Annotated in this window: 26 protein-coding genes and 1 riboswitch; of the genes, 16 read left to right on the top strand and 10 right to left on the bottom strand. The window is 42.7% G+C overall.

From position 1 onward, the window contains the following. Positions 1-70 precede the first annotated feature (70 nt). On the bottom strand, positions 71-289 hold the full coding sequence (locus BM329_RS07180) for a hypothetical protein (protein WP_177216208.1): 219 nt from the start codon (positions 287-289) through the stop codon (positions 71-73). 264 nt (positions 290-553) lie between these two features. On the opposite strand from BM329_RS07180, the gene BM329_RS07175 reads away from it, so the two are divergent. The 6 genes from BM329_RS07175 (at position 554) to BM329_RS14435 (ending at position 5,231) form a co-directional block, all read left to right on the top strand. Continuing rightward, positions 554-697 (top strand): AcrZ family multidrug efflux pump-associated protein, encoded by a 144-nt coding sequence (locus BM329_RS07175; protein ID WP_092550920.1) that lies wholly within the window; start codon positions 554-556, stop codon positions 695-697. Between the two features lie 367 nt (positions 698-1,064). Then, the gene (modA, locus tag BM329_RS07170; protein WP_092550918.1) at positions 1,065-1,835 is read left to right on the top strand and encodes a molybdate ABC transporter substrate-binding protein; all 771 of its coding nucleotides are present in this window, start codon (positions 1,065-1,067) and stop codon (positions 1,833-1,835) included. A 17-nt stretch (positions 1,836-1,852) separates the two neighbouring features. Beyond that, entirely contained in the window at positions 1,853-2,545 is a 693-nt protein-coding gene (modB, locus tag BM329_RS07165; protein ID WP_092550915.1) for a molybdate ABC transporter permease subunit, read from the top strand. Continuing rightward, positions 2,539-3,603, top strand: coding sequence for a molybdenum ABC transporter ATP-binding protein ModC (modC, locus tag BM329_RS07160; RefSeq protein ID WP_092550912.1), 1,065 nt, complete (start codon positions 2,539-2,541; stop codon positions 3,601-3,603). The genes modB and modC overlap by 7 nt, the downstream gene beginning before the upstream one ends. Before the next feature lie 406 nt (positions 3,604-4,009). Next, a complete protein-coding gene (pgl, locus tag BM329_RS07155) occupies positions 4,010-4,996 on the top strand; it encodes a 6-phosphogluconolactonase (protein WP_092550909.1) in 987 nt (328 codons plus the stop codon). Positions 4,997-5,045: 49 nt separating this feature from the next. Continuing rightward, positions 5,046-5,231 carry a hypothetical protein gene (locus tag BM329_RS14435; protein WP_143101218.1) on the top strand — a complete coding sequence of 62 codons (186 nt, stop codon included), beginning with the start codon at positions 5,046-5,048 and terminating at the stop codon, positions 5,229-5,231. Positions 5,232-5,367: 136 nt separating this feature from the next. Here the strand turns inward: BM329_RS14435 and BM329_RS07150 are convergent, their stop codons facing one another. Further along, positions 5,368-5,943 (bottom strand): hypothetical protein, encoded by a 576-nt coding sequence (locus BM329_RS07150; protein ID WP_092550906.1) that lies wholly within the window; start codon positions 5,941-5,943, stop codon positions 5,368-5,370. Positions 5,944-6,381: 438 nt separating this feature from the next. Beyond that, a complete protein-coding gene (gene bioA / locus BM329_RS07145) occupies positions 6,382-7,650 on the bottom strand; it encodes an adenosylmethionine--8-amino-7-oxononanoate transaminase (protein WP_092550941.1) in 1,269 nt (422 codons plus the stop codon). A 95-nt stretch (positions 7,651-7,745) separates the two neighbouring features. Between bioA and bioB the strand changes: the two genes are divergently transcribed. The 5 genes from bioB to uvrB all read left to right on the top strand — a co-directional run bounded on the left by bioB (position 7,746) and on the right by uvrB (position 14,057). Continuing rightward, a complete protein-coding gene (gene bioB, locus BM329_RS07140) occupies positions 7,746-8,786 on the top strand; it encodes a biotin synthase BioB (RefSeq protein WP_092550903.1) in 1,041 nt (346 codons plus the stop codon). Then, the gene (gene bioF / locus BM329_RS07135; protein ID WP_092550900.1) at positions 8,786-9,937 is read left to right on the top strand and encodes an 8-amino-7-oxononanoate synthase; all 1,152 of its coding nucleotides are present in this window, start codon (positions 8,786-8,788) and stop codon (positions 9,935-9,937) included. Before bioB ends, bioF begins: the two co-directional genes overlap by 1 nt. After that, complete coding sequence (bioC, locus tag BM329_RS07130; RefSeq protein ID WP_092550897.1) at positions 9,921-10,694, top strand: malonyl-ACP O-methyltransferase BioC; 774 nt, start codon at positions 9,921-9,923, stop codon at positions 10,692-10,694. Before bioF ends, bioC begins: the two co-directional genes overlap by 17 nt. Next, positions 10,684-11,367: a dethiobiotin synthase gene (gene bioD / locus BM329_RS07125; protein ID WP_092550894.1), complete on the top strand. Its 684-nt coding sequence runs from the start codon at positions 10,684-10,686 to the stop codon at positions 11,365-11,367. Before bioC ends, bioD begins: the two co-directional genes overlap by 11 nt. 662 nt (positions 11,368-12,029) lie before the next feature. Continuing rightward, positions 12,030-14,057: an excinuclease ABC subunit UvrB gene (uvrB, locus tag BM329_RS07120; protein WP_092550938.1), complete on the top strand. Its 2,028-nt coding sequence runs from the start codon at positions 12,030-12,032 to the stop codon at positions 14,055-14,057. A gap of 117 nt (positions 14,058-14,174) precedes the next feature. Here uvrB and yvcK read toward each other — a convergent pair whose 3' ends face one another. Further along, positions 14,175-15,083 carry a uridine diphosphate-N-acetylglucosamine-binding protein YvcK gene (gene yvcK / locus BM329_RS07115; protein WP_092550891.1) on the bottom strand — a complete coding sequence of 303 codons (909 nt, stop codon included), beginning with the start codon at positions 15,081-15,083 and terminating at the stop codon, positions 14,175-14,177. A 279-nt stretch (positions 15,084-15,362) separates the two neighbouring features. Further along, a riboswitch (molybdenum cofactor riboswitch) is annotated at positions 15,363-15,519 on the top strand. Between yvcK and moaA the strand changes: the two genes are divergently transcribed. The 5 genes from moaA (at position 15,506) to BM329_RS07090 (ending at position 18,639) form a co-directional block, all read left to right on the top strand. Next, a complete protein-coding gene (gene moaA, locus BM329_RS07110) occupies positions 15,506-16,489 on the top strand; it encodes a GTP 3',8-cyclase MoaA (protein ID WP_177216210.1) in 984 nt (327 codons plus the stop codon). (Overlaps the previous riboswitch by 14 nt.) Before the next feature lie 34 nt (positions 16,490-16,523). Continuing rightward, positions 16,524-17,003 (top strand): cyclic pyranopterin monophosphate synthase MoaC, encoded by a 480-nt coding sequence (gene moaC, locus BM329_RS07105; protein ID WP_092550885.1) that lies wholly within the window; start codon positions 16,524-16,526, stop codon positions 17,001-17,003. Next, a complete protein-coding gene (moaD, locus tag BM329_RS07100) occupies positions 17,000-17,245 on the top strand; it encodes a molybdopterin synthase sulfur carrier subunit (protein WP_092550882.1) in 246 nt (81 codons plus the stop codon). The genes moaC and moaD overlap by 4 nt, the downstream gene beginning before the upstream one ends. Next, positions 17,245-17,700 (top strand): molybdopterin synthase catalytic subunit MoaE, encoded by a 456-nt coding sequence (moaE, locus tag BM329_RS07095; protein WP_092550879.1) that lies wholly within the window; start codon positions 17,245-17,247, stop codon positions 17,698-17,700. Before moaD ends, moaE begins: the two co-directional genes overlap by 1 nt. Before the next feature lie 228 nt (positions 17,701-17,928). Then, the gene (locus tag BM329_RS07090; RefSeq protein ID WP_092550876.1) at positions 17,929-18,639 is read left to right on the top strand and encodes a Bax inhibitor-1/YccA family protein; all 711 of its coding nucleotides are present in this window, start codon (positions 17,929-17,931) and stop codon (positions 18,637-18,639) included. A 266-nt stretch (positions 18,640-18,905) separates the two neighbouring features. Here the strand turns inward: BM329_RS07090 and BM329_RS07085 are convergent, their stop codons facing one another. The 6 genes from BM329_RS07085 to BM329_RS07060 all read right to left on the bottom strand — a co-directional run bounded on the left by BM329_RS07085 (position 18,906) and on the right by BM329_RS07060 (position 25,537). Beyond that, positions 18,906-19,595: a hypothetical protein gene (locus BM329_RS07085; RefSeq protein WP_092550873.1), complete on the bottom strand. Its 690-nt coding sequence runs from the start codon at positions 19,593-19,595 to the stop codon at positions 18,906-18,908. Positions 19,596-19,745: 150 nt separating this feature from the next. Next, on the bottom strand, positions 19,746-20,852 hold the full coding sequence (locus tag BM329_RS07080) for an ABC transporter permease (protein WP_092550870.1): 1,107 nt from the start codon (positions 20,850-20,852) through the stop codon (positions 19,746-19,748). Positions 20,853-20,864: 12 nt separating this feature from the next. Beyond that, positions 20,865-22,025: an ABC transporter permease gene (locus BM329_RS07075; protein WP_092550868.1), complete on the bottom strand. Its 1,161-nt coding sequence runs from the start codon at positions 22,023-22,025 to the stop codon at positions 20,865-20,867. Then, on the bottom strand, positions 22,022-23,758 hold the full coding sequence (locus BM329_RS07070; protein WP_092550865.1) for an ATP-binding cassette domain-containing protein: 1,737 nt from the start codon (positions 23,756-23,758) through the stop codon (positions 22,022-22,024). The genes BM329_RS07075 and BM329_RS07070 overlap by 4 nt, the downstream gene beginning before the upstream one ends. Positions 23,759-23,767: 9 nt before the next feature. Then, positions 23,768-24,778: a secretion protein HlyD gene (hlyD, locus tag BM329_RS07065; protein ID WP_092550862.1), complete on the bottom strand. Its 1,011-nt coding sequence runs from the start codon at positions 24,776-24,778 to the stop codon at positions 23,768-23,770. 81 nt (positions 24,779-24,859) lie between these two features. Then, entirely contained in the window at positions 24,860-25,537 is a 678-nt protein-coding gene (locus BM329_RS07060) for a transcriptional regulator (protein ID WP_092550859.1), read from the bottom strand. Positions 25,538-25,777: the final 240 nt, after the last annotated feature.

Genomic DNA, 25,777 nt, shown 5'->3' with positions numbered 1-25,777 from the left:
TCAGACTGGCGACGACGGCATCAATACCGGGCACAACAATGTCATTATCGTCGCCGGGAAGATCATCGGCTTACAGAACAATTACGGCTGTAGTACTAAGGCCAAAATGATTTTTGTAGTAAACATGTGCAGCCCCCAAAGCGGTAATCACGCTTAACGTGATTATTGCGGGGTAGGTAAGTATGTTAGTACTTATTCCGGCAATGATAGAAAAGAGTGCAATGAGAAAAGCAATTTTCTTGCGACTATCCAAAAATGCCAATGAAACGACAAGTAATGCCCAAGCCATATAATCCCCCCGTTATCTTTGAAAAAACAATTAAATAACCTAAAAAAGGGAGGCATTGTATAATAATAGGTAAAATTTTCAAAAAAAAAACGTAAAAAATATCAAAAAAGGGGCGCTTTCTACTTATAGATGACCATAAAAAAAGGATCGCACGTTTCGTCGGTTACTGTTACTTTTTTATTGTCTAGAATAACGGGATTACTCTCTGTGTTATACTTAGTGTGGCACAGTAAATTTATTAGTCGCCCAGGATATGAGGTTGGCATGTTTGAATTACTTAAAAGTATGGGATTTGCACTGATCATGGTTCCCGTGGTGATGGTTGCTATTTTGGCTCTTATTTACGGACTTGGCGGATTGTTTAATATCATTTCCAGAAATGAAACGAAAGGCAGTATTGAACAGTAGTTTTGACCTAACTTGATTTTCAATGTTTCCACTAATCTGGTCTTTCTTTCACAGAACTGGCTATCCTGACTTCAGAACGAAGACAAACCCTATTTAAGCAACAGGGTTTGTCTTTTCTTATAGAAGGCCCACATCCAGGGCACCAAACATCCTATGTCAGCAATTGTCAGTCATTGATAACCTTTATCTACTTAAAGATTGATTGTTGCTGTTGAATTTTTTTATGCTTTGTAATATTTACATTGAATTAATACAAAAGCTAAAACTGGCTCACAACTTACCGATTAATCTCAGAATAGCATTTCATTTAACGTTGTATCTTGTTATATACGACGCACCACATTGATTATTTTAGGTGAACTATAAAATGAAAAAGACGATGCATCAGTTGCTGACTGGTGCTGTGGTTTCTGCTGTGCTTATCGGGAACGTTTGGGCTACCGATAAAGTGACGGTTTTCGCTGCGGCCTCACTAACTAATGCACTTGATGATATTTCTGCACAATACAAGAAAGACAAGCAGGGTAATATTGTCACCTCATACGCTTCATCATCGACACTGGCACGCCAGATAGAGCAGGGGGCACCTGCGGATATCTTTATTTCTGCTGATCAGCATTGGATGAATTATGCTACTGATAAGCAATTAATGGCTGAAAATACCCGTCATACCTTATTGGGCAATCAACTCGTCCTGATTGCTCCCAAAGAAAGTCACTTAGATATAGTGGAACTCAACTCGGATACAAAATGGAAATCTTTACTGGCGGAAGGACGATTAGCAGTTGGCGATCCGGATCATGTCCCAGTTGGTATTTATGCCAAAGAATCACTGCAATATCTGAATGCATGGGATACGGTTAACCCATTGATGGTGCGCACTAATAACGTGCGTAGTGGTATGGCGCTAGTAGAACGGGCAGAAGCACCGTTGGGTATTGTTTATGGTTCTGACGTTGTTGCCAGCAATAAAGTGAAAGTAGTGGGTGTCTTCCCATCAGAAAGCCATAAACCGGTGGAATATCCGGTCGCAATAATCAAAGGTCATGAAACACAAGCGGTCCGTGATTTTTATGATTATCTTAAAACACCTGAAGCCGCTGCAATTTTTAAACGTTATGGTTTTAATCCACTGTAGGAACTGATCTTTTGGAGATGTTAAGTGAATACGAATGGCAGGCTATTTTGCTGAGCTTAAAAATCTCAGTTATTGCTGTGCTATTCAGTTTGCCACTCGGGATCTTAATGGCATGGATGCTGGCACGTTGTCAGTTCTTTGGAAAATCCCTGCTCGACAGCATTGTCCATCTGCCACTGGTATTGCCGCCAGTGGTGGTGGGGTATTTGTTGCTTATCAGCATGGGACGTCGTGGTGTGATTGGTGAATTTCTTTACGACTGGTTTGGTGTTAGTTTCGCATTTAATTGGACAGGAGCGGCATTAGCTTCGGCCGTAGTAGCGTTTCCACTGATGGTGAGAGCCATCCGGTTATCACTGGAAAGTATAGATCAGCGTTTAGAACAGGCCGCACATACGTTGGGAGCAGGCTCTCTTAAGGTCTTTTTCACGATAACCTTGCCGTTGTCATTACCGGGTATCATTGTTGGTGCAGTACTCGCATTCGCCCGATCTTTAGGCGAATTTGGTGCCACCATTACTTTTGTTTCAAATATTCCGGGTGAGACGCGAACCATTCCCCTTGCCATGTACACATTGATAGAAATGCCCGGCGCGGAAACAGCCGCTGCACGTTTATGCATTATTGCAATTGCACTGGCGTTGGTTGCATTGATGCTTTCTGAATGGCTGACACGTTGGGGAAGAAAGCGTTTGGGGATGGCATGTTAGAACTGGATTTTGAGCAGCGTTTGGGTGAGCTGCACATGCAGGTTGCTACCACATTACCCACAGAAGGTATCACTGCCATATTTGGGCTTTCAGGGGCAGGAAAAACCTCATTAATCAACGTAATTGTCGGATTGACTCGCCCACAAAAAGGCCGGGTTGTCTTAAATAACCGTACTTTAGTGGATGTAGAACAGAAAATTTTTCTCCCGCCAGAAAAACGTCGAGTTGGCTATGTTTTTCAGGATTCACGTCTTTTTCCGCATTATCGCGTGAAAGGGAACTTGCAATATGGTATGGCACCGGAGATGAAATCTCAGTTTGATAACATCGTAGGGCTATTAGGTATTGAGCACTTGCTGTCACATTTTCCTGTCACATTATCTGGCGGAGAAAAACAGCGGGTAGCGATTGGTCGCGCATTACTGACAGGGCCTGAAATCCTGCTTATGGATGAACCATTGGCATCACTGGATTTGCCACGTAAGCGAGAATTGTTGCCTTATCTCGAAAAATTGTCTGAAGATGTCAAAATCCCGATTTTATACGTTAGCCACAGTTTGGATGAAATCTTGCGACTGGCGGATAATGTGATTGTTATGGATAAGGGAAAAGTCCGTGCTAAAGGGGCATTAGAAGATGTTTGGGCAAGCAGTGCGTTACGCCCGTGGCTGCAAAAAGAGAGTCTTAGCAGCATAGTAAAAGTTTCTGTCATGGAGCACCATCAGCGTTATCAAATGACCGCAGTGGCGGTGGCTGATAAAGCTCTTTGGTTGCCGCAAATTGATGCAGCTCCGGGTACTGATCTGCGTATTCGTATTGATGCGTCAGACGTTTCTTTAGTTTTGGAGCCACCAAGAGTCAGCAGCATCCGTAATATCCTGCAAGTTAAAGTCATTGAGTTTTTCGAGGATAACGGTCAAATTGATGTCAAATTAGCGTTAGGTGAACATTGTTTGTGGGCGAGAATTACATCTTGGGCGCGTGAAGAGTTAAATTTACGTGCCGGGCAATGGTTATATGCGCAGATAAAGAGTGTTTCTCTGAACCGTCATTTATAACACATGGAAACACAAGCAGGGAGCACAGCTATACAGTTCGTTATATACCCGTCGTCTTTCAAGTTGCAGCTTTGTTGGCTGCGCTCACTCACCCCAGTCACATAGTTAGGCTATGCTCTTGGGGGTTCATTCCCTTGCCGTCGCGCTGCATCTTGAAATCCATTGGGTATACAGTGATAAGAGTGACACTGATTTAATTTCCCTTATGCGACTGAAAGAATTAAAGTACGTATTTTCGAATAACCTCAGCGATACTGGGTTGTATGATGTTATTGTTTATAATGCAAACAAACATTATACAGTAGTTAAAAATAGTTAAACTTTCTTTTGAGAAGGTTAGCAGACGAAATTTTTCAAGAATCGTTACAGATTAACGAAATGGTGATGAAGTATTAAGGAGAGAGAATTGAGACAGGTGGTTTATACAGCCAGCCCGGATAGCCGTCAGATTCACGTATGGTCGCTCAATGTAGCAGGGGAACTTTCTCTTATCCAGACAGTGAATGTGCCGGGTGAAGTGCAGCCTATGGTAATTAACCCTAATGGTAAGCACCTTTATGTGGGAGTTCGCCCTCAATTCGGTATAGTAACTTATGCTATCGGGGAAAATGGGCATCTTGAACAGCAGTCCATCACACTATTGCCGGGAAGCCCTACCCATATATCAACGGACAAAACAGGGCGCTTTTTATTTTCTGCTTCCTATAGTTTCAATAAATTAAGCGTTCATCCTATTGATGAAGATGGCATCGTTAAAGCCCCGATTCAAATAGTAGAAGGTTTGCAAGCTCCACATTCTGCCAATATTGATCGAGATAATCGTCAGTTACTGGTTCCATGTTTGAAAGAAGATAGCATTCGTATTTTCAATTTAGATGAGCAGGGTTACCTGACAGAAAACCGCATTGATGAAATCACCACAGTTGCGGGAGCAGGCCCGCGTCATATGGCATTTCATCCGGAAAAACAGGCGATTTATTGCATCAATGAATTGGACTCAACGGTTGATGTTCTGCGCAAATGGGAAAAATATCGTATTGTGCAATCGGTTGATTCGTTACCTGCGGATTTTTCCAGCGTCCGCTGGTCGGCGGATATTCATATTACATCGGATGGTCGCCATCTCTATACCAGTGAGCGTACTGAGAGTTTGATCAGCCATTTCCGTGTGTCGGAAGATGGCTATCATTTAACATTAGTGGGTCATTACCCGACAGAAACTCAACCTCGTGGTTTTACCATAGATCACAGTGGTTGCTTCCTGATAGCGTCGGGACAGAAATCGGGGCATATTTCAGTCTCGCGTATTGATAAATATTCCGGTAGATTAACCCGACTGGCACGTTATCCGGTCGGTAAAGGCTCAATGTGGGTAACGGTACTGGCACTGTAAACCTGAACCGTGTTCTTTTGGACGCGGTCAGTTTTTCAAGATAATGATTATGAAACCTGCAACTTTACTTATTCCTGTTCCTGATATTAAAGCTGGCGTGGCATGGTATATACCTGTCGTCTTTCAAGTTGCAGCTTTGTTGGCTGCGCTCACTCACCCCGGTCACATAGTTATCTATGCTCCAGGGGATTCGTTCCTTGCCGCCGCGCTGCATCTTGAAATCCAATGGGTATAAACAAGCTTTTCCTGCCGCTCGCCCTGTTTATTTGCCAGAATTTGATTTCACTTCCCTACTCCTCACACAGTAAGGAGTAAGGAATACTCATAATTTGAGTGTATTACTATTATGAAAACTTATTTATTGTCTGATATTAGATTAGGTTAAAAGAACCAACACCAGATAAAATAAGAGGATGTGTAACAAAAAGATTATTTTGATACACGGAAAATAAATCACCCAAATAAACATTTCCTCTATAAAGACGTAATACAATGTTTTTCGGATTAATAAAAACCTGGAAGTTGAGTGATGCATTTATAATGGTCTGAGCATGTCTAACCACACCAGCAAGATGAATATTATTAATGCTCACCTGTGGTATTTGGTTATATCCTCCATGAACATAGCCATTAAAATGAGTTCTTTTACCAACATTTTGTTCATTTCCAATAATGACAGGATAAGATGATACTTGGATAAAAGGGTAATACCCATATTGATAAAAAGTATTGATATTAAAGTACCCGCTAACAGATTCTTTTAAGTTTAACACAGGGCTGGTTGAGGCTTCTTCATTTAAAGTTTCTGCAAATAAATGGGCGAGTTCAGGTTTTTCTTTTGCCAGCATTTCATAATGAGATATTTCTTTTTTATATTGATTTTGAGACATCTCAAATACGTTTTGCAGTTCGTCATTAGAAGGTAAGATTACATTTTCTGTATTCATAATATATTCCTTTTTGGTTTTTATCGATGTGATTTAGAATGAAATATATCAGAAAAATTTTTTTAACATAGTATAGAAAACAACGAATTTCTTATTAATATTTATCAATGATTGACTTTTGAGAATGCTTTAATGGACTTTTATTTTTTATTAGGAATTAACAACAATGGAGTTTTAAACGTTAAATAATTCTCTGGAAGTATATACACGTCGTCTTTCAAATTGCTGCTTTCCTCGCTTTCCCATTGTGTATATACCCAATGGATTTCAAGATGCAGCGCGGCGGCAAGGGAATGAATCCCCAGGAGCATAGCTAACTATGTGACTGGGGTGAGTGAGCACAGCCAACAAAGCTGCATCTTGAAAGACGACGGGTATATAACATTATTTCTTTTTTTCAATAACAGTCAGCATAGTATTCATACTGACTGTTACTCTTTAATTTATTGCAGCAAAAATTGCAGTTGTTAGTCTCGATAATTGTTCCGGTTGAATAATATAAGGCGGCATCAAATAAATTAATCGGTCAAATGGTCTAATCCACACGCCATTTTGGACAAAATGACGCTGTAGCGAAGCAACATCAACAGGCTGTTCCATTTCAACAACACCTATAGCCCCTAAAACCCGGACATCTTTGACCGAATTGTGTAATTTAAGGGGAAGTAATTCTGTTTTTAGCTGAGTCTCAATTGATTGAATGCGTTGTTGCCACGGGCTATCAGCGAGTAATTTCAGGCTGGTACTGGCAACGGAACAAGCCAGCGGATTTCCCATAAAAGTTGGGCCATGCATAAAACAGCCTGCTTCTCCCTGACTGATAGTCTCTGCAACATGTCGGGTGGTGATTGTTGCTGATAACGTCATATAGCCCCCCGTCAACGCCTTGCCTAAACACAAAATGTCTGGATTGATTTGTGCGTGCTCACAGGCAAATAGTTTACCGGTTCTGCCGAATCCGGTAGCTATCTCATCGGCAATGAGTAAGATCTGATACTTATCACAGAGCTGACGAACCTGACGCAGATATTCGGGATGGTAAATCCGCATTCCACCCGCACCTTGCACAATCGGTTCCAGAACCACGGCTGCGATTGCATCATGATATTGCAATAATAATTGCTTGAAAGAATCAGTATCTTCTGGGCGCCATTCATCACCAAACTGACACTGAGGGGCATCAGCAAACAAATGGTTTGGCAGATAACCTTTATACAGGCTATGCATGGAATTATCAGGATCACAAACAGACATGGCGCCAAAAGTATCGCCATGATAGCCATGACGCAGGGTCAGAAAACGTTGGCGCTTTTCTCCTCTGGCCTGCCAGTATTGCAGTGCCATTTTCAAAGCAACTTCTACGGCAACAGATCCTGAATCTGCCAAAAAAACACATTCCAAAGAGTCAGGTGTCATCGCCACTAATTGTTTACACAGTTCAACCGCAGGAGGATGGGTGATTCCGCCGAACATGACGTGGGACATTTGGTCGATCTGTGATTTGGCGGCATCGTTAAGTGCAGGATGATTATAACCGTGAATCGCAGCCCACCACGAAGACATACCATCAATCAGTTTACGGCCATCTGATAAAACCAACTCCACACCCGTTGCTGATACAACGAGATAGGTGGGCAGGGGATGAGTCATGGATGTATAAGGATGCCAAATATGGCGCAGATCAAATTCAATATCTGAAGGGTTCATCATAACTTTGTTGTAAACCTTTTTTCTATCATTTTGGTTGACATGATAACGGCGTTATTTAAACTGGCAATATTTTTCTCATTGGAGATGTTATTGTGAGTGAGCATCAACCATGGACTGTCAAGCAATCACAAGAGTTGTTTGATAAACCTTTTTTTGAATTGTTATTTCAGGCACAACAGATACACCGCGAACATTTTGATCCGCAGCAAGTGCAAGTCAGTACCTTACTTTCGATTAAAACCGGTGCTTGTCCAGAAGATTGCAAATATTGTCCACAAAGCTCCCGTTACAAAACTGGTCTGGAAAAAGAACGGTTGATGGAAGTGGAAAAAGTCATCGAGTCAGCACATAAAGCCAAAAACGCAGGTTCAACTCGTTTTTGCATGGGAGCCGCGTGGAAAAATCCGCATGAGCGCGATATGCCATATTTAGAGAAAATGGTCAAAGAAGTTAAAGCGCTGGGAATGGAAACCTGCATGACACTGGGAATGCTGAACCAATCTCAGGCACAGCGTTTGGCAGAAGCAGGTCTGGACTATTACAACCATAACTTAGACACCTCACCAGAATTTTACGGCAATATCATTACAACCCGCAGCTATCAGAACAGGCTGGATACATTGGATAATGTCAGGGATGCAGGTATCAAAGTTTGCTCGGGTGGGATCGTGGGTCTGGGTGAACAAATCCGTGACCGGGCCGCATTGTTGGTACAACTGGCCAATTTACCCAAGCCGCCGGAAAGTGTGCCGATTAATATGTTAGTAAAAGTGAAAGGTACGCCATTAGAAGATAATGAAGAGGTTGATCCTTTCGATTTTATCCGCACCATCGCAGTGGCGAGAATTATGATGCCAAAATCTCATGTCCGCTTATCCGCAGGACGTGAGCAAATGAACGAACAGACTCAGGCCATGTGCTTTATGGCCGGGGCTAACTCCATTTTTTACGGCTGTAAATTACTGACTACACCAAACCCAGATGAAGATAGCGATTTGCAACTGTTCCGTCGTTTAGGGATAAATCCTCAACAGACAAAAACGGCATTCGGTGATAAGCAACAGCAGCAGAACTTGACGGAAGCCATTATTCATAATGCTGATGATGAACAATTTTATAACGCGGCAATATAATGAGCTGGTCAGACTCACTCTCCCGACGTTTGGCCGAACGTCGGGGAACCTCGCTATGGCGTAATAGACAAGTCCATCAGGGTTCTGATGGACGTTTATTATTCATTTCAGATAGCCAATACCTGAATTTTTCCAGTAACGACTATCTTGGGCTAAGCCAGCACCCCAAAATCATTGCTGCATGGCAACAGGGTGCTGAGCAATATGGTGTAGGCAGTGGAGGCTCAGGGCATGTAACGGGCTATACGACCGCACATCATACTTTAGAACAGCAATTGGCTGAATGGTTGGGATATTCCCACGCCCTATTATTCATTTCCGGTTACGCCGCTAATCAAGGCGTAATTGCAGCTTTGATGGAAAAAGACGACCGCATTATTGCTGATCGTCTCAGTCATGCTTCGTTGATGGAAGCAGCCATGCAATCTCCCGCACAACTTCGGCGTTTTCTGCATAACGATATGGACTCTTTGAAGCAATATCTGTCAAAAGAGTGTCCGGGGAAAACGCTGGTGGTTACGGAAGGTATTTTTAGCATGGATGGCGATCGTGCTCCGCTCGAACTCATTATGCAGCAAGCAAAATCAACGGAAAGCTGGCTGATGGTAGATGATGCCCACGGCATTGGTATTCACGGTGATGAAGGCCGAGGCAGTTGCTGGATGCAGAATGTTAAACCGGAAATTCTGATTATTACTTTCGGTAAAGCGTTCGGATTGAGTGGTGCGGCGGTTTTGTGTGATGAACAAACGGCAGAATATCTGATCCAATATGCCCGGCATCTGATTTACAGCACTTCAATGCCGCCTGCGCAGGCAGTCGCACTTTCCGAAGCAGTGCGACAAATCAGAGCCGGGGAAGCATTACGCCAAACGTTGCAAAATAACATCCGCTATTTTCGTCATGAAGCGCAACATTTGCCTTTTTCCCTGATAGATTCAGAAACTGCTATTCAGCCATTAATCATTGGGGACAATGAACTTTGTATCACGTTATCTCAGATACTCAGACAGAAGAAAGTATGGGTTAAGGGGATACTACCACCAACGGTTCCTCCTGAAAGTGCCCGTTTGCGCATTACACTGACAGCAAGCCATACATGGCAGGACATTGATATATTACTGGAGGCCTTGCATGACTCTGGCTGTTAATGCTGTCAATAAACAAGCGATTGCAGGGGCTTTTGGGCGAGCGGCTTCAAAGTATGACACGGTGGCTAAACTGCAACAGCAAACCGGTGAATATTTGATGGAGTTGGCACAGACAGAAAATATCGGTACGCAGGTATTGGATGCAGGATGTGGAACCGGTTTTTTCAGCACACGTTGGACACAACAAGGTAAACAAGTTATTGCACTGGATCTGGCTTCCGGTATGTTAAGCCATGCTCAGGAGCAACAGGTTGCTGATTATTATCTGCAAGGAGACATTGAGCACCTGGGACTGGCGGATAACAGCATAGATATGTGTTTCAGTAACCTTGTGGTGCAATGGTGTAATGACCTGTCACGCGCATTACGGGAGTTTTATCGCGTTACCCGTTCCGGTGGTCTTATCGTTTTTTCCACCCTTATACAGGGATCACTGCATGAGCTGGAAACTGCATGGAAGCAGGTGGATGATTATCGGCACATTAACCAATTTTTGCCGCTGCGGACAATCATGCAAGCATGCCAGCCATATCGGCATAAAATCATCAGTCGGCAATATTGCCAATATTATCCTCAACTCCTGCCTTTGCTGAATTCTCTGAAAGGAATTGGTGCAACACACCTTCATCATGGTTGCCAGCAGGGATTGATGACCAGAAAACGCTTAAACACCCTTGCTGAGATATACCCACGCCATAATGGGGATTACCCGTTGAGCTATCAAATTGCTTTTGGAGTTATTTATTGTGACAAGTAAATATTTTCTTGCCGGAACCGATACTGAAGTAGGTAAGACAGTTGTTAGCTGTGCACTGTTGCAAGCGGCTAATCGAAAAGGATATCAAACTGCGGGTTATAAACCAGTGGCATCAGGGAGTGAAATCACGGGGGAAGGAATACGTAATAGTGATGCATTGGCCTTACAGCATCACAGCTCGGTGTCATTAACGTATCAGGAAGTGAACCCCTTGGTATTTGTTGAACCGACTTCGCCTCATATCGTAAGTGCTGAGCTTAATCAACCAATTGATTTTTCAGTACTCTCGCAGGGATTGGAAATATTGGCAACAAAAGCGGACTGGGTTTTGATAGAGGGAGCAGGAGGTTGGTATACACCATTATCGGAAAATACGACCTTTGCTGATTGGGTGATTCAGGAGAATTTACCCGTGATTTTGACCGTAGGTGTTAAGTTAGGTTGTATTAACCATGCGGTGCTGACGGCAAAAGCTATCCAATACTCTGGATTAAATCTGGTTGGTTGGGTTGCCAATGAAATTGAACCTGCTGGTAAACATCAGGCAGCCTATCTGGAAACGTTGAAACGTATGATCCCGGCTCCTTTACTGGGCGTTATTCCTTATCTGAGTGAATCATGTGATAACAGTAACATAGGAGAATATATAAACATTGCTTCATTAGTTAACTAATTGTTTACTTAGCGTTAGTTAAAATCAATGCATACAACAATATTTGGATCAGTTCCATGATGCGAAAAATGTTTTCTTTCAACAAGGATTGAAATATTTTTTATCAAAAAATAGTGTGAATTGATTTCAAAACAGGATAGAAATATCCTGCTATTGGAAAAATCACAAACAGAAATAACTCCGCAAGCTCCCATGCCTAATAGGGTTTGCTGAGTTATCCACTATTCCTGTGGATAACCTTGTGCATTAGTTTTAGAAAAGCATCCTCACGCAAGATAATACGCGGTTTGTGCAAGATTTGCTGTTATTCTCTCCTTTGATTTTTAAATCAACAAAATCAACCAATTAAATAAAAGCAATCCCTTTCTTCATCCCTTTGCTATTCGGGACTTTATCATTTCAGTAACTAATACAAAAATAGGAAAAAGCAAGCGCATTTATCTGGGGATAAAAATAGCTGCCAACAATGTTAATTAATAGTTAATGTTATTATGCGTTATTGTAAGTTTTCTTTGTTACAGAATCTCACCTACCCTTCCTTGAAATAAAAACAATATTATTTTATTAACTCACTTGAAGCTGGTTTTTTATCCAGTATCATAAACAGGCTTTTTGAGTGTATGGATGGCGTGGGTATTTTTGTACATGATGGCGGGAAGAAGATGAGCAAAGAAACAAACAAAGTATTTAAGTTACATTCTGATTTCGAGCCGGCAGGTGATCAACCATCGGCTATCCGACAATTGCAGGAAGGACTGGAAGATGGTCTGGCACACCAGACACTTTTGGGTGTAACAGGATCGGGTAAAACCTTCACGGTGGCCAATGTTATCGCAAACTTAAATCGACCAACTATGATCCTTGCCCCCAATAAGACATTGGCGGCACAGCTTTATAGCGAAATGAAGGCGTTCTTCCCTGAAAATGCAGTGGAATATTTTGTTTCTTACTATGATTACTATCAACCCGAAGCCTATGTGCCTAGCTCAGATACATTCATTAAAAAAGATGCTTCGGTAAATGAACATATTGAGCAGATGCGCTTATCGGCAACAAAAGCCTTGCTGGAGCGTCGGGATGTGGTTGTAGTGGCATCAGTCTCTGCTATTTATGGTCTGGGTGATCCAGATAGCTACCTGAAAATGATGCTTCACTTAACGGATGGAATGTTAATCGATCAGCGCGCTATCCTGCGCCGTTTAGCAGAATTGCAATATACCCGCAACGATCAAGCATTCCAGCGTGGAACATTTAGGGTACGTGGTGAAGTCATTGATATTTTTCCGGCAGAATCGGATGAACACGCGTTACGTGTGGAATTGTTCGATGATGAAGTCGAACGACTTTCTTTGTTTGATCCGCTGACTGGTCAGGTTCAGTACAATGTGCCGCGTTATACTGTCTATCCCAAAACTCACTATGTCACACCGCGTGAACGTATTCTTCAGTCAATGGAAGAGATTAAGGTTGAATTGGAACAACGACGCAAGGTGCTATTGGCATCAGATAAATTGCTGGAAGAACAGCGTGTCACCCAACGTACACAATTCGACCTCGAAATGATGAATGAACTGGGTTATTGCTCAGGTATTGAAAACTACTCCCGTTACTTATCTGGTCGTGCAGCAGGTGAAGCACCTCCGACGCTGTTTGACTATCTGCCGGCAGATGGTTTGTTGGTAGTGGATGAATCCCACGTTACCATTCCACAGATTAGCGGTATGTACCGGGGGGATCGCTCCCGTAAAGAGACATTGGTGGAGTACGGTTTTCGGCTGCCATCGGCCTTGGATAACCGCCCATTACGATTCGAGGAGTTTGAAGCTCTGGCACCACAAACCATTTATATTTCAGCGACTCCTGGCCGCTATGAATTGGAAAAATCCGCTAATGATGTTGTTGAACAGGTAGTGCGTCCAACCGGGCTAATTGATCCTGAGATTGAAGTTCGTCCGGTGTTGACCCAGGTAGATGACCTGCTGTCTGAAATTCGTATCCGTGCAGTCAAAAATGAGCGGGTGCTGGTAACGACCTTAACTAAACGAATGGCGGAAGATTTGACTGAATATCTGGAAGAGCATGGAGAACGAGTGCGCTATCTCCATTCAGATATTGATACCGTTGAGCGTGTGGAAATTATCCGTGATCTGCGCTTGGGTGAGTTTGATGTCTTGGTTGGTATCAACTTGCTGCGGGAAGGGTTGGATATGCCAGAAGTTTCTCTTGTGGCGATTTTAGATGCAGACAAAGAGGGATTCCTCCGTTCGGAGCGCTCCTTGATCCAGACTATCGGTCGTGCCGCACGTAACCTGCATGGTAAGGCTATTTTGTATGGTGACAGAATTACCGACTCCATGACAAAAGCCATTGGCGAAACAGAACGTCGCCGCGCCAAACAGCAAGCGTTTAACGATGAACATGGTATTGTGCCGAAAGGGTTAAACAAAAAAATTGGCGACATACTGAAAATTGGTCAGCCGGTTAACGGCAAAGGGAAGACCAAAGGCAAAGGTAAAGTTGCTTTGGGTACCGATGATTACCAGAAGCTGTCCGCAAAAGAACTGGAGATTAAAATCCGTGAACTGGAAGACAAAATGTACCAGCATGCACGGGATCTTGAATTTGAACAGGCAGCTAACGTTCGTGATCAAGTACAGGCATTGCGGACGCAATTTATTTCCAATTCCTAAACAATATGAATGACAGATATATACAATGAATTTTCGGGATGCAGCCGATAAAACTGTAACTTTAAAGATGAAGGTATAGAGAGTGAATAATTTCACTCTCTATCAATACTATTTGAGCTAACCCAATTTTTGCAGGGTATTTTCTATTGCTTGCCGTAATAACTCACGATCATGGCGATAGGGAATATCCTGAGCTTCTAACACTTGCTGGCTGACAATTCGATCATGGAAAAGGCTGATATCGGTGCGAGGGCCGACAATAAGCGCATTAATCATTTTACGCCCAATCTTATTTTCCATTATCTCCAGCTTGTCTTTTAACGATAATTCGGCAGCAGAATGGCTGAGTTCTTTCCCCAGATTACCAATATAAATCATATTTGCGTTGCTACGGCGCAGTGATTGAGTTAAATCCTCCAGCAATAACAATGGCATTAGGCTGGTAAAAAAACTACCGGGACCGATTAAAATCAAATCGGCTTGTTCAATGGCATCCAATGCTTCTTTAGTGGCATTAACATGGGGATAGAGAAATAACTCCTGTGGTACACAATTAAGCTGGTCAACATTTACTTCGCCATATACGGTATTGCCTAGATCATCCACAGCCATTAAATCAACTGCTTGTTCTGACATAGGGATCAAGTGTGCATTTACTTTCAGCAGATTACGGAGCAGGTTAATCGCCTCCAGAGGGCGAACACTTAAATGATCCAGCGCCTTCAACATTAAATTACCCAAATTATGGCCAGCCAGTTCGCCATTACCACCAAATCGATACTCAAACATGGCAGAGGCAATGGTAGGTTCTGTGATTAGCTGATTGAGGCAATTACGCATATCTCCCCAAGCGATCCCACCTTCTGAACGTCGTATTCTTCCGGTCGAACCCCCATTGTCGGTTGTTGTGACAATGCCGGTCAGACGGGCACCGAGAGAAGAAAGAGAAGACATAACACGTCCGAGTCCATGACCGCCACCAAGGGCGACAACACGATCCAAATCAGCTAATGTGCGATTACGCATAAGTTCCTGTTACTGGCTAAAGTTGGTGGGTCTAATAAATCTCGTGTAATTTATCATAACAAATGATGCTTTTAGCAATTGCTGTGATTTCATGCGGTTTTTTGTCTGATATTTTTTAACGGCGGCATAAAAATATTATAGAAATCAAGTGTTATGGTTTTTGGTTAACTCGTTGTATATTAAGATATATACCGGATGTAGCATTCGCTTTTTATTATTTTAAGCGGTAAAATCTTGGACGAGCACATCGTTACTCACGTAATTATTCGCATAAAAGTTTAATTGATTTAACTCCTGGCCTCTGTGTCTAAGCCGTTGCTCTATCAAATGGACAACACATTGATATGATACTTTGGTCGTGGCTCCTGAGTTACCAAGGTGCAAGGTAGAAATACCCGCATCTCCCGTACTTGGAAGGTGTTATTGTGGAACAACTTGTAGACGCATTTTTGCGTAAATTTTATTACCTGAGATTATCAATTACTGATGTGTGTAACTTTCGTTGCACATATTGTTTGCCTGATGGATACCGCTCTCATGGCCATAAATCATTTCTTTCCCTGCCCGAAATTCGCCGCGTCAGCCGCGCCTTTGCCGAACTTGGTACAGAAAAAATCCGTCTGACAGGGGGAGAACCAACCATGCGCCGTGATTTCTGCGATATTATTGCCGCAGTTCACGAAAACCCACAGATCAAAAAAATTGCAGTGACAACCAATGGTTACCGGATGGAACGGGATGTATCCAAATGGAAAGAGGCAGGGCTGACAGCCATTAACGTCAGTGTTGATAGTCTCGATCCTCGTCAATTTCAAGCCATCACGGGGCAGGATAAATTTTTTCAGGTTATGCGTGGTATTGATGCTGCGTTTGACGCAGGATTTAACACAGTAAAAGTTAACGCTGTGCTGATGAAAAAGGTGAATGATATTGACTTACCCGCTTTTCTTGACTGGGTTAAATCGCGTTCAATCCAGTTGCGCTTTATTGAATTGATGGAAACGGGTGAAGGTCATGACATTTTTCATCGTCACCACCTTTCTGGTGAGGTTATCCGCAGCCGGCTGTTGCAACAAGGTTGGCAACAACAACAGAGAACCCGCAGCGACGGGCCGGCTCAGGTCTTCCGCCATCCCGATTATCAGGGCGAGATAGGCCTTATCATGCCGTATGAAAAAAATTTTTGCCAAAGCTGCAACCGCTTGAGAGTCTCTGCGATTGGTAACCTTCATTTGTGTCTGTTTGGTGAACAAGGCATCCCATTGCGCGATTTATTATATGACGGCGCGTCACTTGAAGCACTAAAACTACGGATTCAAGGTGGGTTGCGGCATAAACGTGAGACTCACTTTTTACATCAGGGTGACAGTGGAATCACCCCCAATCTGTCTTTTATTGGTGGTTAATTTAACTTAAAGACCCATTTTTTAGGAGTAAAGAATGTCCCAACTGACCCATATCAATACTGCGGGTGAAGCTCATATGGTGGATATTTCTGCCAAATCAGAAACTGTGCGTGAGGCAAGGGCAGAAGCATTTGTTGAAATGCAGGCTGAAACATTGGCAATGATCATTGCCGGTGATCATCATAAAGGAGATGTCTTTGCGACTGCTCGTATTGCGGGTATTCAGGCGGCTAAAAGGACTTGGGAATTAATCCCACTTTGCCATCCGCTGCTGCTCAGTAAAGTGGAAGTTCAGCTGGAAGCACAAATAGAGCATAACCGTGTCAGAATTGAATCTTGCTGTCGCTTAACCGGGAAAACAGGTGTAGAAATGGAAGCCTTGACCGCAGCATCGATAGCCGCATTGACGATTTATGACATGTGTAAAGCGGTGCAAAAAAATATGGTTATTGGGCCTGTTCGTTTGCTGGAAAAAAGCGGTGGAAAATCAGGAAATTTTAAGGTGAAAGCATGATCAAGGTACTGTTTTTTGCTCAAGTGCGTGAATTGGCAGGCACAGACTCACTGGAATTGCCGAATGATTACCCAACAGTAGCCCGTCTTCGTCATGCATTGATTGAAAAAGGCGAACGATGGGGATTTGCCTTAGAGGAAGATAAATTGCTGGTGGCTGTCAATCAATCCTTTGTCCATGCTGAACACCCGTTGAATGATGGTGATGAAGTGGCTTTCTTCCCACCTGTCACGGGAGGTTGATGATGGAAAATACCCGAATCAGTGTTCAGCGGGAAATATTCAGTGTGGGCGATGAATACCAATGGCTTTCACTATGTGATGAAGACGGTGCTGTTGTAACTTTTACGGGCAAGGTTCGTAACCATAATCTGGGTAATAACATTAACACATTGATGCTTGAGCATTATCCTGGCATGACAGAAAAGATGTTGCAGGAAATTACTGATGAAGCCCGCCAACGTTGGTCTTTGCAACGTATTAGTATTATTCATCGAATTGGAGAACTGTATCCGGGAGATGAAATTGTATTTGTTGGCATCACAAGTTCTCATCGCAGCCTAGCTTTTACGGCAGCAGAATTTATCATGGACTATCTGAAAACCAAAGCACCATTCTGGAAAAAAGAGTCTCTTGCAGAAGGTGAACGCTGGGTTGAAACGAGACAAAGTGATCAGGAAGCGGCAAATCGCTGGTAGCAACCCACTGGTAACGAAAGAGTTGAAACAAAGACATTCAAATAAACGATTAGCGGATCATTTTGTGAACTACCATGAAAACCGGACAGATAAATAATATGTCACTGAAATTGTCGTTAATTAGCGGATGGCTTTGTTAATATTCTATGCTAGTGTATAATTTTTGAATAGATTGTTTATTTTTAAACAGTCCTAATCCTTAAACACTGTCATGAAAAGGTAATCGTCATGGACCGATATCAACGTTCTAATGGTTCGATTGTTCAGAAAACCAGTTCTGGTATACAAACTTATATGGCTCAAGTCTACGGTTGGATGACTTGTGGTTTGTTGTTAACCGCATTTGTTGCATGGTATGTAGCAAATACTCCTGAAATTTTAGATGCCATTTTTAGCAGTTCCATTGTTTTTTATGGTTTGATCATTGCACAACTTGCCTTGGTGTTTGTGCTGTCTGGTCTGGTTCATAAAATGAGCGGGGCGTTAGCGACAGGGTTGTTCATGTTCTACTCCATGCTGACGGGTCTGACGCTTTCTAGTATTTTCGTGATTTATACCAGCAGCTCGATTGCCAGTACACTCGTGGTTTCAGCGGGTATGTTTGGTGCATTGAGCGTTTATGGTTATACCACCAAACGCAGTCTGAGTGGTCTGGGTAGTTTCCTGTTTATGGCGCTTATCGGCATCATTCTGGCTTCTTTGGTAAACATCTGGCTGAAAAGCCCGGCATTAATGTGGGCAATCACCTATATCGGTGTTGTGGTTTTTGCTGGTTTGACTGCATATGACACTCAGAAACTGAAAGAAATGGGTGAACAAATGGATGTCAATGATAAAGAGAACCTACGCAGATATTCTATCACTGGCGCTCTGACTCTGTATCTGGACTTCATTAACCTGTTCTTGATGTTGCTGCGTATTTTGGGTGATCGTCGATAATCACTGACATGATAATCACTGACATATAGTGTTACTCTTCCATATAAAAACCCTGTTTTTGGCAGGGTTTTTATATGGAAGAGTAATTACTATTAAAGAGTTGTATTTCAGGATCAGTTGCCATTTGTAAATAGGCGCGACATCTGCCTGTGAATGCAACCCAGGTAAATGATGATACGAAGTATCCTTCCGCACCCAGAATTTTTATTATTTTGGGTGTTCCATAAAATCTTCTCATGGAACTGTTCGTTCGGAATAGTAGTATATTATTGTGATGAAAGAGGTGTGAAATCTACATGTTGATTAAAACTTACTTTTAGAGAATTGATATGGTTATCAAAAAGTTGGAAAATGTCCGGCTCATTAGCGTAACAGATACGGGAAGAGGTGCTCAATAATTTTCCTTTAGAATACCATTTTAACATTTTACTTTTCCATTCTTGAGGGTAGTTATATGACAGACAAGCTATATTCGCCCAAGGATCACATATCCATATTTCTGAGTTATAATGTCGTTTGAATAATTCTATTAATGGAAGTTCAAAATTAACCGATAATTTCACAAAATTGTGTTCAAAAATACCTGAAGGGCATTCGATCTCTAATATTGTAATATCAAATGGTTTTTTATATATTTCCCAAATTAATTTTGACTTTTCAATTAAATATTCTAATGCGATATCAGAATATTCACCACAATTACCCACTCTGTGATCAGGTTGTATTCTATTTCGGATATTATTTTTTTCATATATATTATTTACTCTTGCTGTATCATTTCGCTGGTTTTGTAATAAATCCACTCTGTGATTAATAGATTGTAATGAATAATATTCTTTTTTAGATGCTGATAATCGATGAAATTCTTCTTCCGTGTATAATTTATTAGTAGATTTCAACTTAAAAAAATCCCTTGTATGATATAAAGCATCTAATATAATATTTTCTATAGCCATTTTATTTCCCTTCAATGAGTTGTATGCTGTGATTAATTCATTTAATGGATTTCAATAACGTTAAATAGAATTCCAAAATTGTAGATAACTTCTTTACTCCTTGCGCAGCCAACAAAGAAGCAGTTTGAAAGACGAAGTGTATAATTGTTATCAAGCAATTTTGCTTCGGAACAATCGGTAGGCAATCCCGCCTGTTGTTACTGTAATAGCCAGCAATGGCCATAAATTTGGCCAGATCACTGATAAATCAGCCCCTTTCAAATAAATCTGCTTGGTAATATCTGTAAAATGTCGGATTGGGTTAATCCATGTGATGTCTTGTAGCCAGACAGGCATATTCTCAACCGGAGAAATATATCCAGAAAGCAAGATGGCAGGCATCATAAACACAAACACGCCGATAAAAGCCTGTTGCTGGGTGGAACAGACCGCAGAAATCAGCAAACCGAAACCAACCAGAGATAACCCATAAATCAACATGCAGCCATAAAATAGCAGCAACGAACCCGCAAAGGGGATTTGGTAAAATAATGTTCCAATCAGTAAAACAATAGTTGCCTGCATAGTCGCCACGACCAACGCCGGAATCGCTTTGCCGAGGAAAATCTGCCATGTTGCCAGTGGAGAAACCAGTAATTGATCCAGTGTTCCCTGTTCCCGTTCACGGGCAACAGACAGCGCCGTCACAATCAGGACACCAATGGTGGTAATCATGGCAACCAATGAGGGTACGACAAACCATTTATAATCCAGATTGGCGTTATACCAGTTGCGGATGATTAATTCGCTGTTATTGGCTTTCGGTGCATTTACCAATAATTGTTTCTGGTAATCCATCACTATTTGCTGAATATAGTTGGCAGCTATCTGAGCACTGTTGGAGTTACGTCCATCCAGCAAGACCTGAATTGCCGTAGGATTCTGGCTGGCGATATTGGCGCTGAAATTTTGTGGGAAGCGTACCAATAGCAACGCCTTGCGATCATCCAAGGTAGGCCGGATTTCTTGTGAACTTGTCAGTAAAATAACATCAGGAAATGCTTTCGATTTTGCCAGCCGTTGGGTTAATTCAATTGAGGCTTGTCCTTTGTCTTCATTATAAATCGCAATGGTGGCATTTTTGACTTCCAGCGTTGCGGCCCACGGAAACAGGATCATTTGCAAAATGACCGGCAAAATCAAAATATTTCGTGTTTGCGGCTCCCTTAGCAGAGACTGCAACTCTTTCATGATTAACGTATATAAACGATAAAACATGCTCTTTCCTTTTTAATCCAAATGCCGACGAGTTTTCCACGCAGTCAGGCCAATAAAGACGATGGAGCTGGCAATCAGCAGGAGAAGATTGGTGATCAATACTGTACCGATATTTCCGGCCAGAAAGAGTGTTTGTAGGCTACTGACAAAATAACGTGCGGGCACGACATAAGTAGAAGCCTGAATAAGCGCGGGCATACTGTCTATCTCGAAAACAAAACCAGACAACATAATAGCGGGCAAAAAAGCCGCATTGAGAGAAATCATCGCTGCATTGAACTGATTTCGCGTCAGAGTAGAGATGAGTAGCCCCATGCCTAAAGCGGTAGCAAGATAGAGGCTGGAAACCAATGCCAGTATCCAGAGTGAACCACGATAGGGAACACCCAGCACAAAAACCGTAAATACCATGCACAGTACCATGACAAAAGAGCCGAGCACTTGATAGGGCAGTAACTTGGCAAGCAATAATTCGGTTCGGGTGACTTGAGTGGAGAGCAGTGCTTCCATCGTTCCGCGTTCCCATTCGCGGGCAACCACGAGCGAGGTGAGGATTGCACCGACGACGGTCATGATAATTGAGACTGCACCGGGGATAAGAAAATGTTGGCTAATGGCGGCGGAGTTAAACCAATAACGGATTTGTATATCAATCAACGGCATAGTAGAAACGCCTTGATTTTGCCCCCGCTGCTGGAGCCAGATTTGCCAGATGCCTTTAGCATAACCCTGAACAAAATTAGCAGTATTGGGTTCGCTGCCATCAGTAATGACTTGAATAGGAGCATGGCTATCGACGCGGGCAAGCTGAGCATCAAAATTGACCGGAATTACGATGATGCCTCGAATTTGGTTCTCCTGCATTTTATTGATTAAGAACTGGCGATTATCGCTGATAGTGGCATCAATATAGGGCGATCCCGTAAAGGCATGCACTAATTCGCGGGCATCTTCGCTTTGTTGCTCCATCAGAATACCGAGGCGAAGTTTACTTGAATCAAGGTTAATACCATAGCCAAAAATAAAGAGCAGCATCAAAGGAATAACCACCGCAATTAAAGCACTGCTGGGATCACGGATAATCTGCTTAGCCTCCTTGACGCAAAGTGCTTTCAATCGGCGCCATGAGAAACTAACTGCTTTCTGGGATGCTGTATGTTCAGAATGATTCATTGCGGCTCCTTATCGTAATTCACCACGAGATCGATAAACGCATCTTCCATAGAAGGGTTAGGGTGTTCATCCGTAGCGACCAATTGTTTCAGCTCGTCAGGTGTGCCCGTTGCGATCAATTGTTCTCGGAACACCAACCCGATACGGTCACAGTATTCGGCTTCATCCATAAAGTGAGTGGTTACCATTACCGTAACGCCTTTATCAACCATCCCGTTAATATGCAACCAAAATTCTCGCCGGGTCAGCGGATCGACACCGGAAGTGGGTTCATCCAAAAACAAAATATCAGGCTCGTGCATCAATGCGCAGGAAAGGGCAAGACGTTGTTTAAAACCGAGTGGGAGACTATCCGTCTTTTGATGCAAGATGGGTTCGAGATTGAAGGCGCTGATCATATCAGACATTTTTTCTCGCTGATGCCGGCCTTTCAGCCCGTAAACACCGGAAAAAAATTTAAGATTTTGCTCAACCGTCAAATTGCTATACAAGGAAAATTTCTGAGCCATATAACCAAGGCGTTGACGTGCCTTGCCTGAACTGGTTTTTAAATCCATATCCAGAACCAGAGCCTTGCCGGACGTAGGGATCATCAGTCCACACATCATTTTGAACGTGGTGGATTTTCCGGCACCATTCGGCCCCAGCAGGCCAAAAATTTCTCCACGCTTCACTGCGAAATCTACATTGTCAGTAGCGGCAAAATCCCCGAATTTTTTGGTCAGATTACAGGCTTCTATTACGGTTTCTGTCGGATTTGATGGGATTTGCGGCATAATTTCAGCCAATTCTGAACGATGAGATGGGCCGCCGCCCAACAAATCGATAAAGGCATCTTCGAAACGTGGTTCAGCATCGAAAATATTATCTTCAGGTAATCCTATTTGCCGGAGTAATACATTTTTATCCGCTTTCTCTTTTAAGATCAGACGAACATATCTTCCTTGAATAACACCGTCCGTGACTTGAGGCAGGGTAAGGGCATGTTGCAGCATTTTGCGACGTGCTTCCTGTTTGACATCAAGCAAAAAAGAGCGGCCTGCAATATTTTGGGTTAAATTTTGGGGTTGACCACGATAGAGCAATTCACCGTGGTTCAGCAGCAAAACATCGCGGCACAATTCGGCTTCATCCAGATACGAAGTGCTCCACAGGATCAACATACCGTCGGAAGCGAGTTCATGCACCATTTGCCATAATTCACGGCGAGCGATAGGGTCAACGCCCACGCCCGGTTCGTCAAGCAGCAAAACTTTCGGGCTACCCAAGAGCGTACAAGCCAGCCCCAGTTTCTGTTTCATGCCGCCAGATAATTTCCCGGCCAACCGTTCGGTAAAGCGGGTTAACTCGGTGAAAGTCAGTAACTTTTGAAATGTTGCCTTGCGTTCTTCACCCATCACGCCGCGTAAATCGGCATATAAAGTCAGATTTTCCATTACGGTTAAATCTTCATACAGGCCGAATTTCTGTGGCATATAGCCGAGTTCAGAACGAACTTGAACACTATTCTTGATGGGATCAAGTCCCATGATTTCTATGTTGCCGCTATCAGGCTTCAATAAACCAGCCAGCATGCGTATCAACGTGGTTTTTCCAGCACCATCCGGGCCGACAAGACCTGTAACTGAGCCACCCTGAATTTCTGCCTGTAGACGAGATACAGCAGGGGTGTCCAATCCTGGAAAGGTTTTTTCCACGCCGTTCAGTTTTATTCTATAAGCTGAACTGGTCATGTCATCACCTTACTTATCTTTTGCTTCAGTGAAATTCGAATCAGTAAAGCGCAAAGTGGCTGGCATTCCCTGTTTTATTCCCTCATCGGGGTCAAGGACAATGATCCGCAGGCGATAGACCAAATCCGTTCTTAAATCCGGTGTTTCAACATTTTTAGGTGTAAATTCGGCCGTTGGAGATACAAAGCCGATTTTGCCATGATAAGGTTGATTTTTGCGTCCATCGGTATAAATCAAAATTTCTCGTCCTGCGGTAGCCTGATTCAGATTAGGCTCATCAATATATGCTCTGATCCAGACAGGATTGGTCAGTGAAAGGGTAAAGACCGTGTTTCCGGCCGCTAACATAGTGCCCGGTTCAATGGCTCTGGTCAGGATAACACCGGCTGATGGAGCAGTAAGTTGAGTATCTTTCAGATTGAGTTCCGCCTGTGCGACAGTTGCTTGCGCTTGAGCAAGTTGCGCCTTGGCAGCCGCAATTTCCTCTATTCGATAACCGGTTTCGAACTGGCGTAATTTATCTTTTGCGGCCTGATGGGCAGCGAATGCCTGATTGCGCCCGGTTTTGGCGTTTTCCAGCTCATTGGCTGAGATAGTTTTACTCTGCCACAATCCTTGCTGACGTTTCAAGAAGCTATCGGCAAAGTGAAATGCTGACTCTTTTTGAGCAACTTCAGCGCGGACTTGAGCGATTTCTTCAGTACGATAACCCGCTTCAGCTTTGGCAAGGTTAGCTTTGGCAACATCTTGGGCGGCTTTGGCTTGGTTCAAGGCATGAATAAAGGGAGCATTATCAAGATGACCGAGAGTCTGACCTGCCGTAATGGCATCACCTTCATCGACTTGCAGGCTTGACAGTTTACCGGCAACCCGAAAACCAAGATTGACAGTTCTGACATCGACATTGCCATATAAGGTTAACTCTTTGCTATTTTGTTCCTGATAATAATAAATGCCAGCAATGGCTCCGATAACAACAATGAGTGCCAATAGGGCAAGAGCAAACTTTTTATTGTTCATACTATCCCTTATGTCTTGTTCAATTTAAACCTGAGATTTTGCAATTGGTTGAAAGATCTTAGGGTATATAAGGTTGTTGCGTTATCTATTCCGTAACCCATCAAGCAATAAATTGATGTGTTGAGTTAAAACCTGATTGATTAATGCATACTCTTTGGTGCCAATGTTGTCCCAACCTGTTTGGCGCAATAAGGCCTCCCGTGCCAGACGGAAAGAAAGAATTTCGCCCAATAGGGCGTGAGTATGGATTTGGGTTGAAATTTGGTCTTCATCAGCCCCGATATAATTAGCGATTAATTTATTCAAACGTGAATAAATTGGAGCCAGACCTTGCTCATGCATGACGTTGTAAGCCTCTGTTGGCGTTAATTGTTCATGTGACATAATGCGGCTGATATTAATACTGCTTTTCTCGAAAATCAGGCGGTTATAGCTAACCATCCCTTGATGAATGAATTCCAGTATTTGTTCTTGTGGATAAGGTTTCGGAGTTTCGGCAAAGAAACGGTCAATAACCTCAACCAGTGGGGTAAATTCTGATTTTAGTCTATCTGCGATATGCTGCACGACAGCGAGATATAATCCCTCTTTGGAACCAAAATAGTAAGCAATGGCTGCGATATTTTGTTGTGCGTGCTGAGCAATATTGCGGGTAGTTGCGCCTTCCAGACCAGATCTGCCAAAAATTTCTATTGCCGCTTCAAGAAGTTGCTGTTTGGCTTGTTCGCCTCGTGAAGTTTGAGCCGTCTTCTCTGCCATGTTTAAAGAGTTCCTGTTACAAAAAATTTTCGGGAGTGTCATAAATATATCAATCGTATGATTAACTTTAAAACTAAAGTAAGTCGATGTAAAGCTGGCACAAATTGCCTTTTTAATAGACGTTTATAAAAAAGAATTTTTCTGTTTTTGAAAAATTATCGTAGTCGCTTGTCTGCAATTAGTATCTTCGCGCTAATTAATTGGTTTATGTGGTCTGATTGGGAACATATATCTGTTATA

It is taken from the genome of Xenorhabdus koppenhoeferi (genome assembly GCF_900116635.1).
GTDB lineage: Bacteria > Pseudomonadota > Gammaproteobacteria > Enterobacterales > Enterobacteriaceae > Xenorhabdus > Xenorhabdus koppenhoeferi.
The sequence above is the reverse complement of the archived record's forward strand: the minus strand, read 5'-3'. Positions and strand labels throughout refer to the sequence as shown.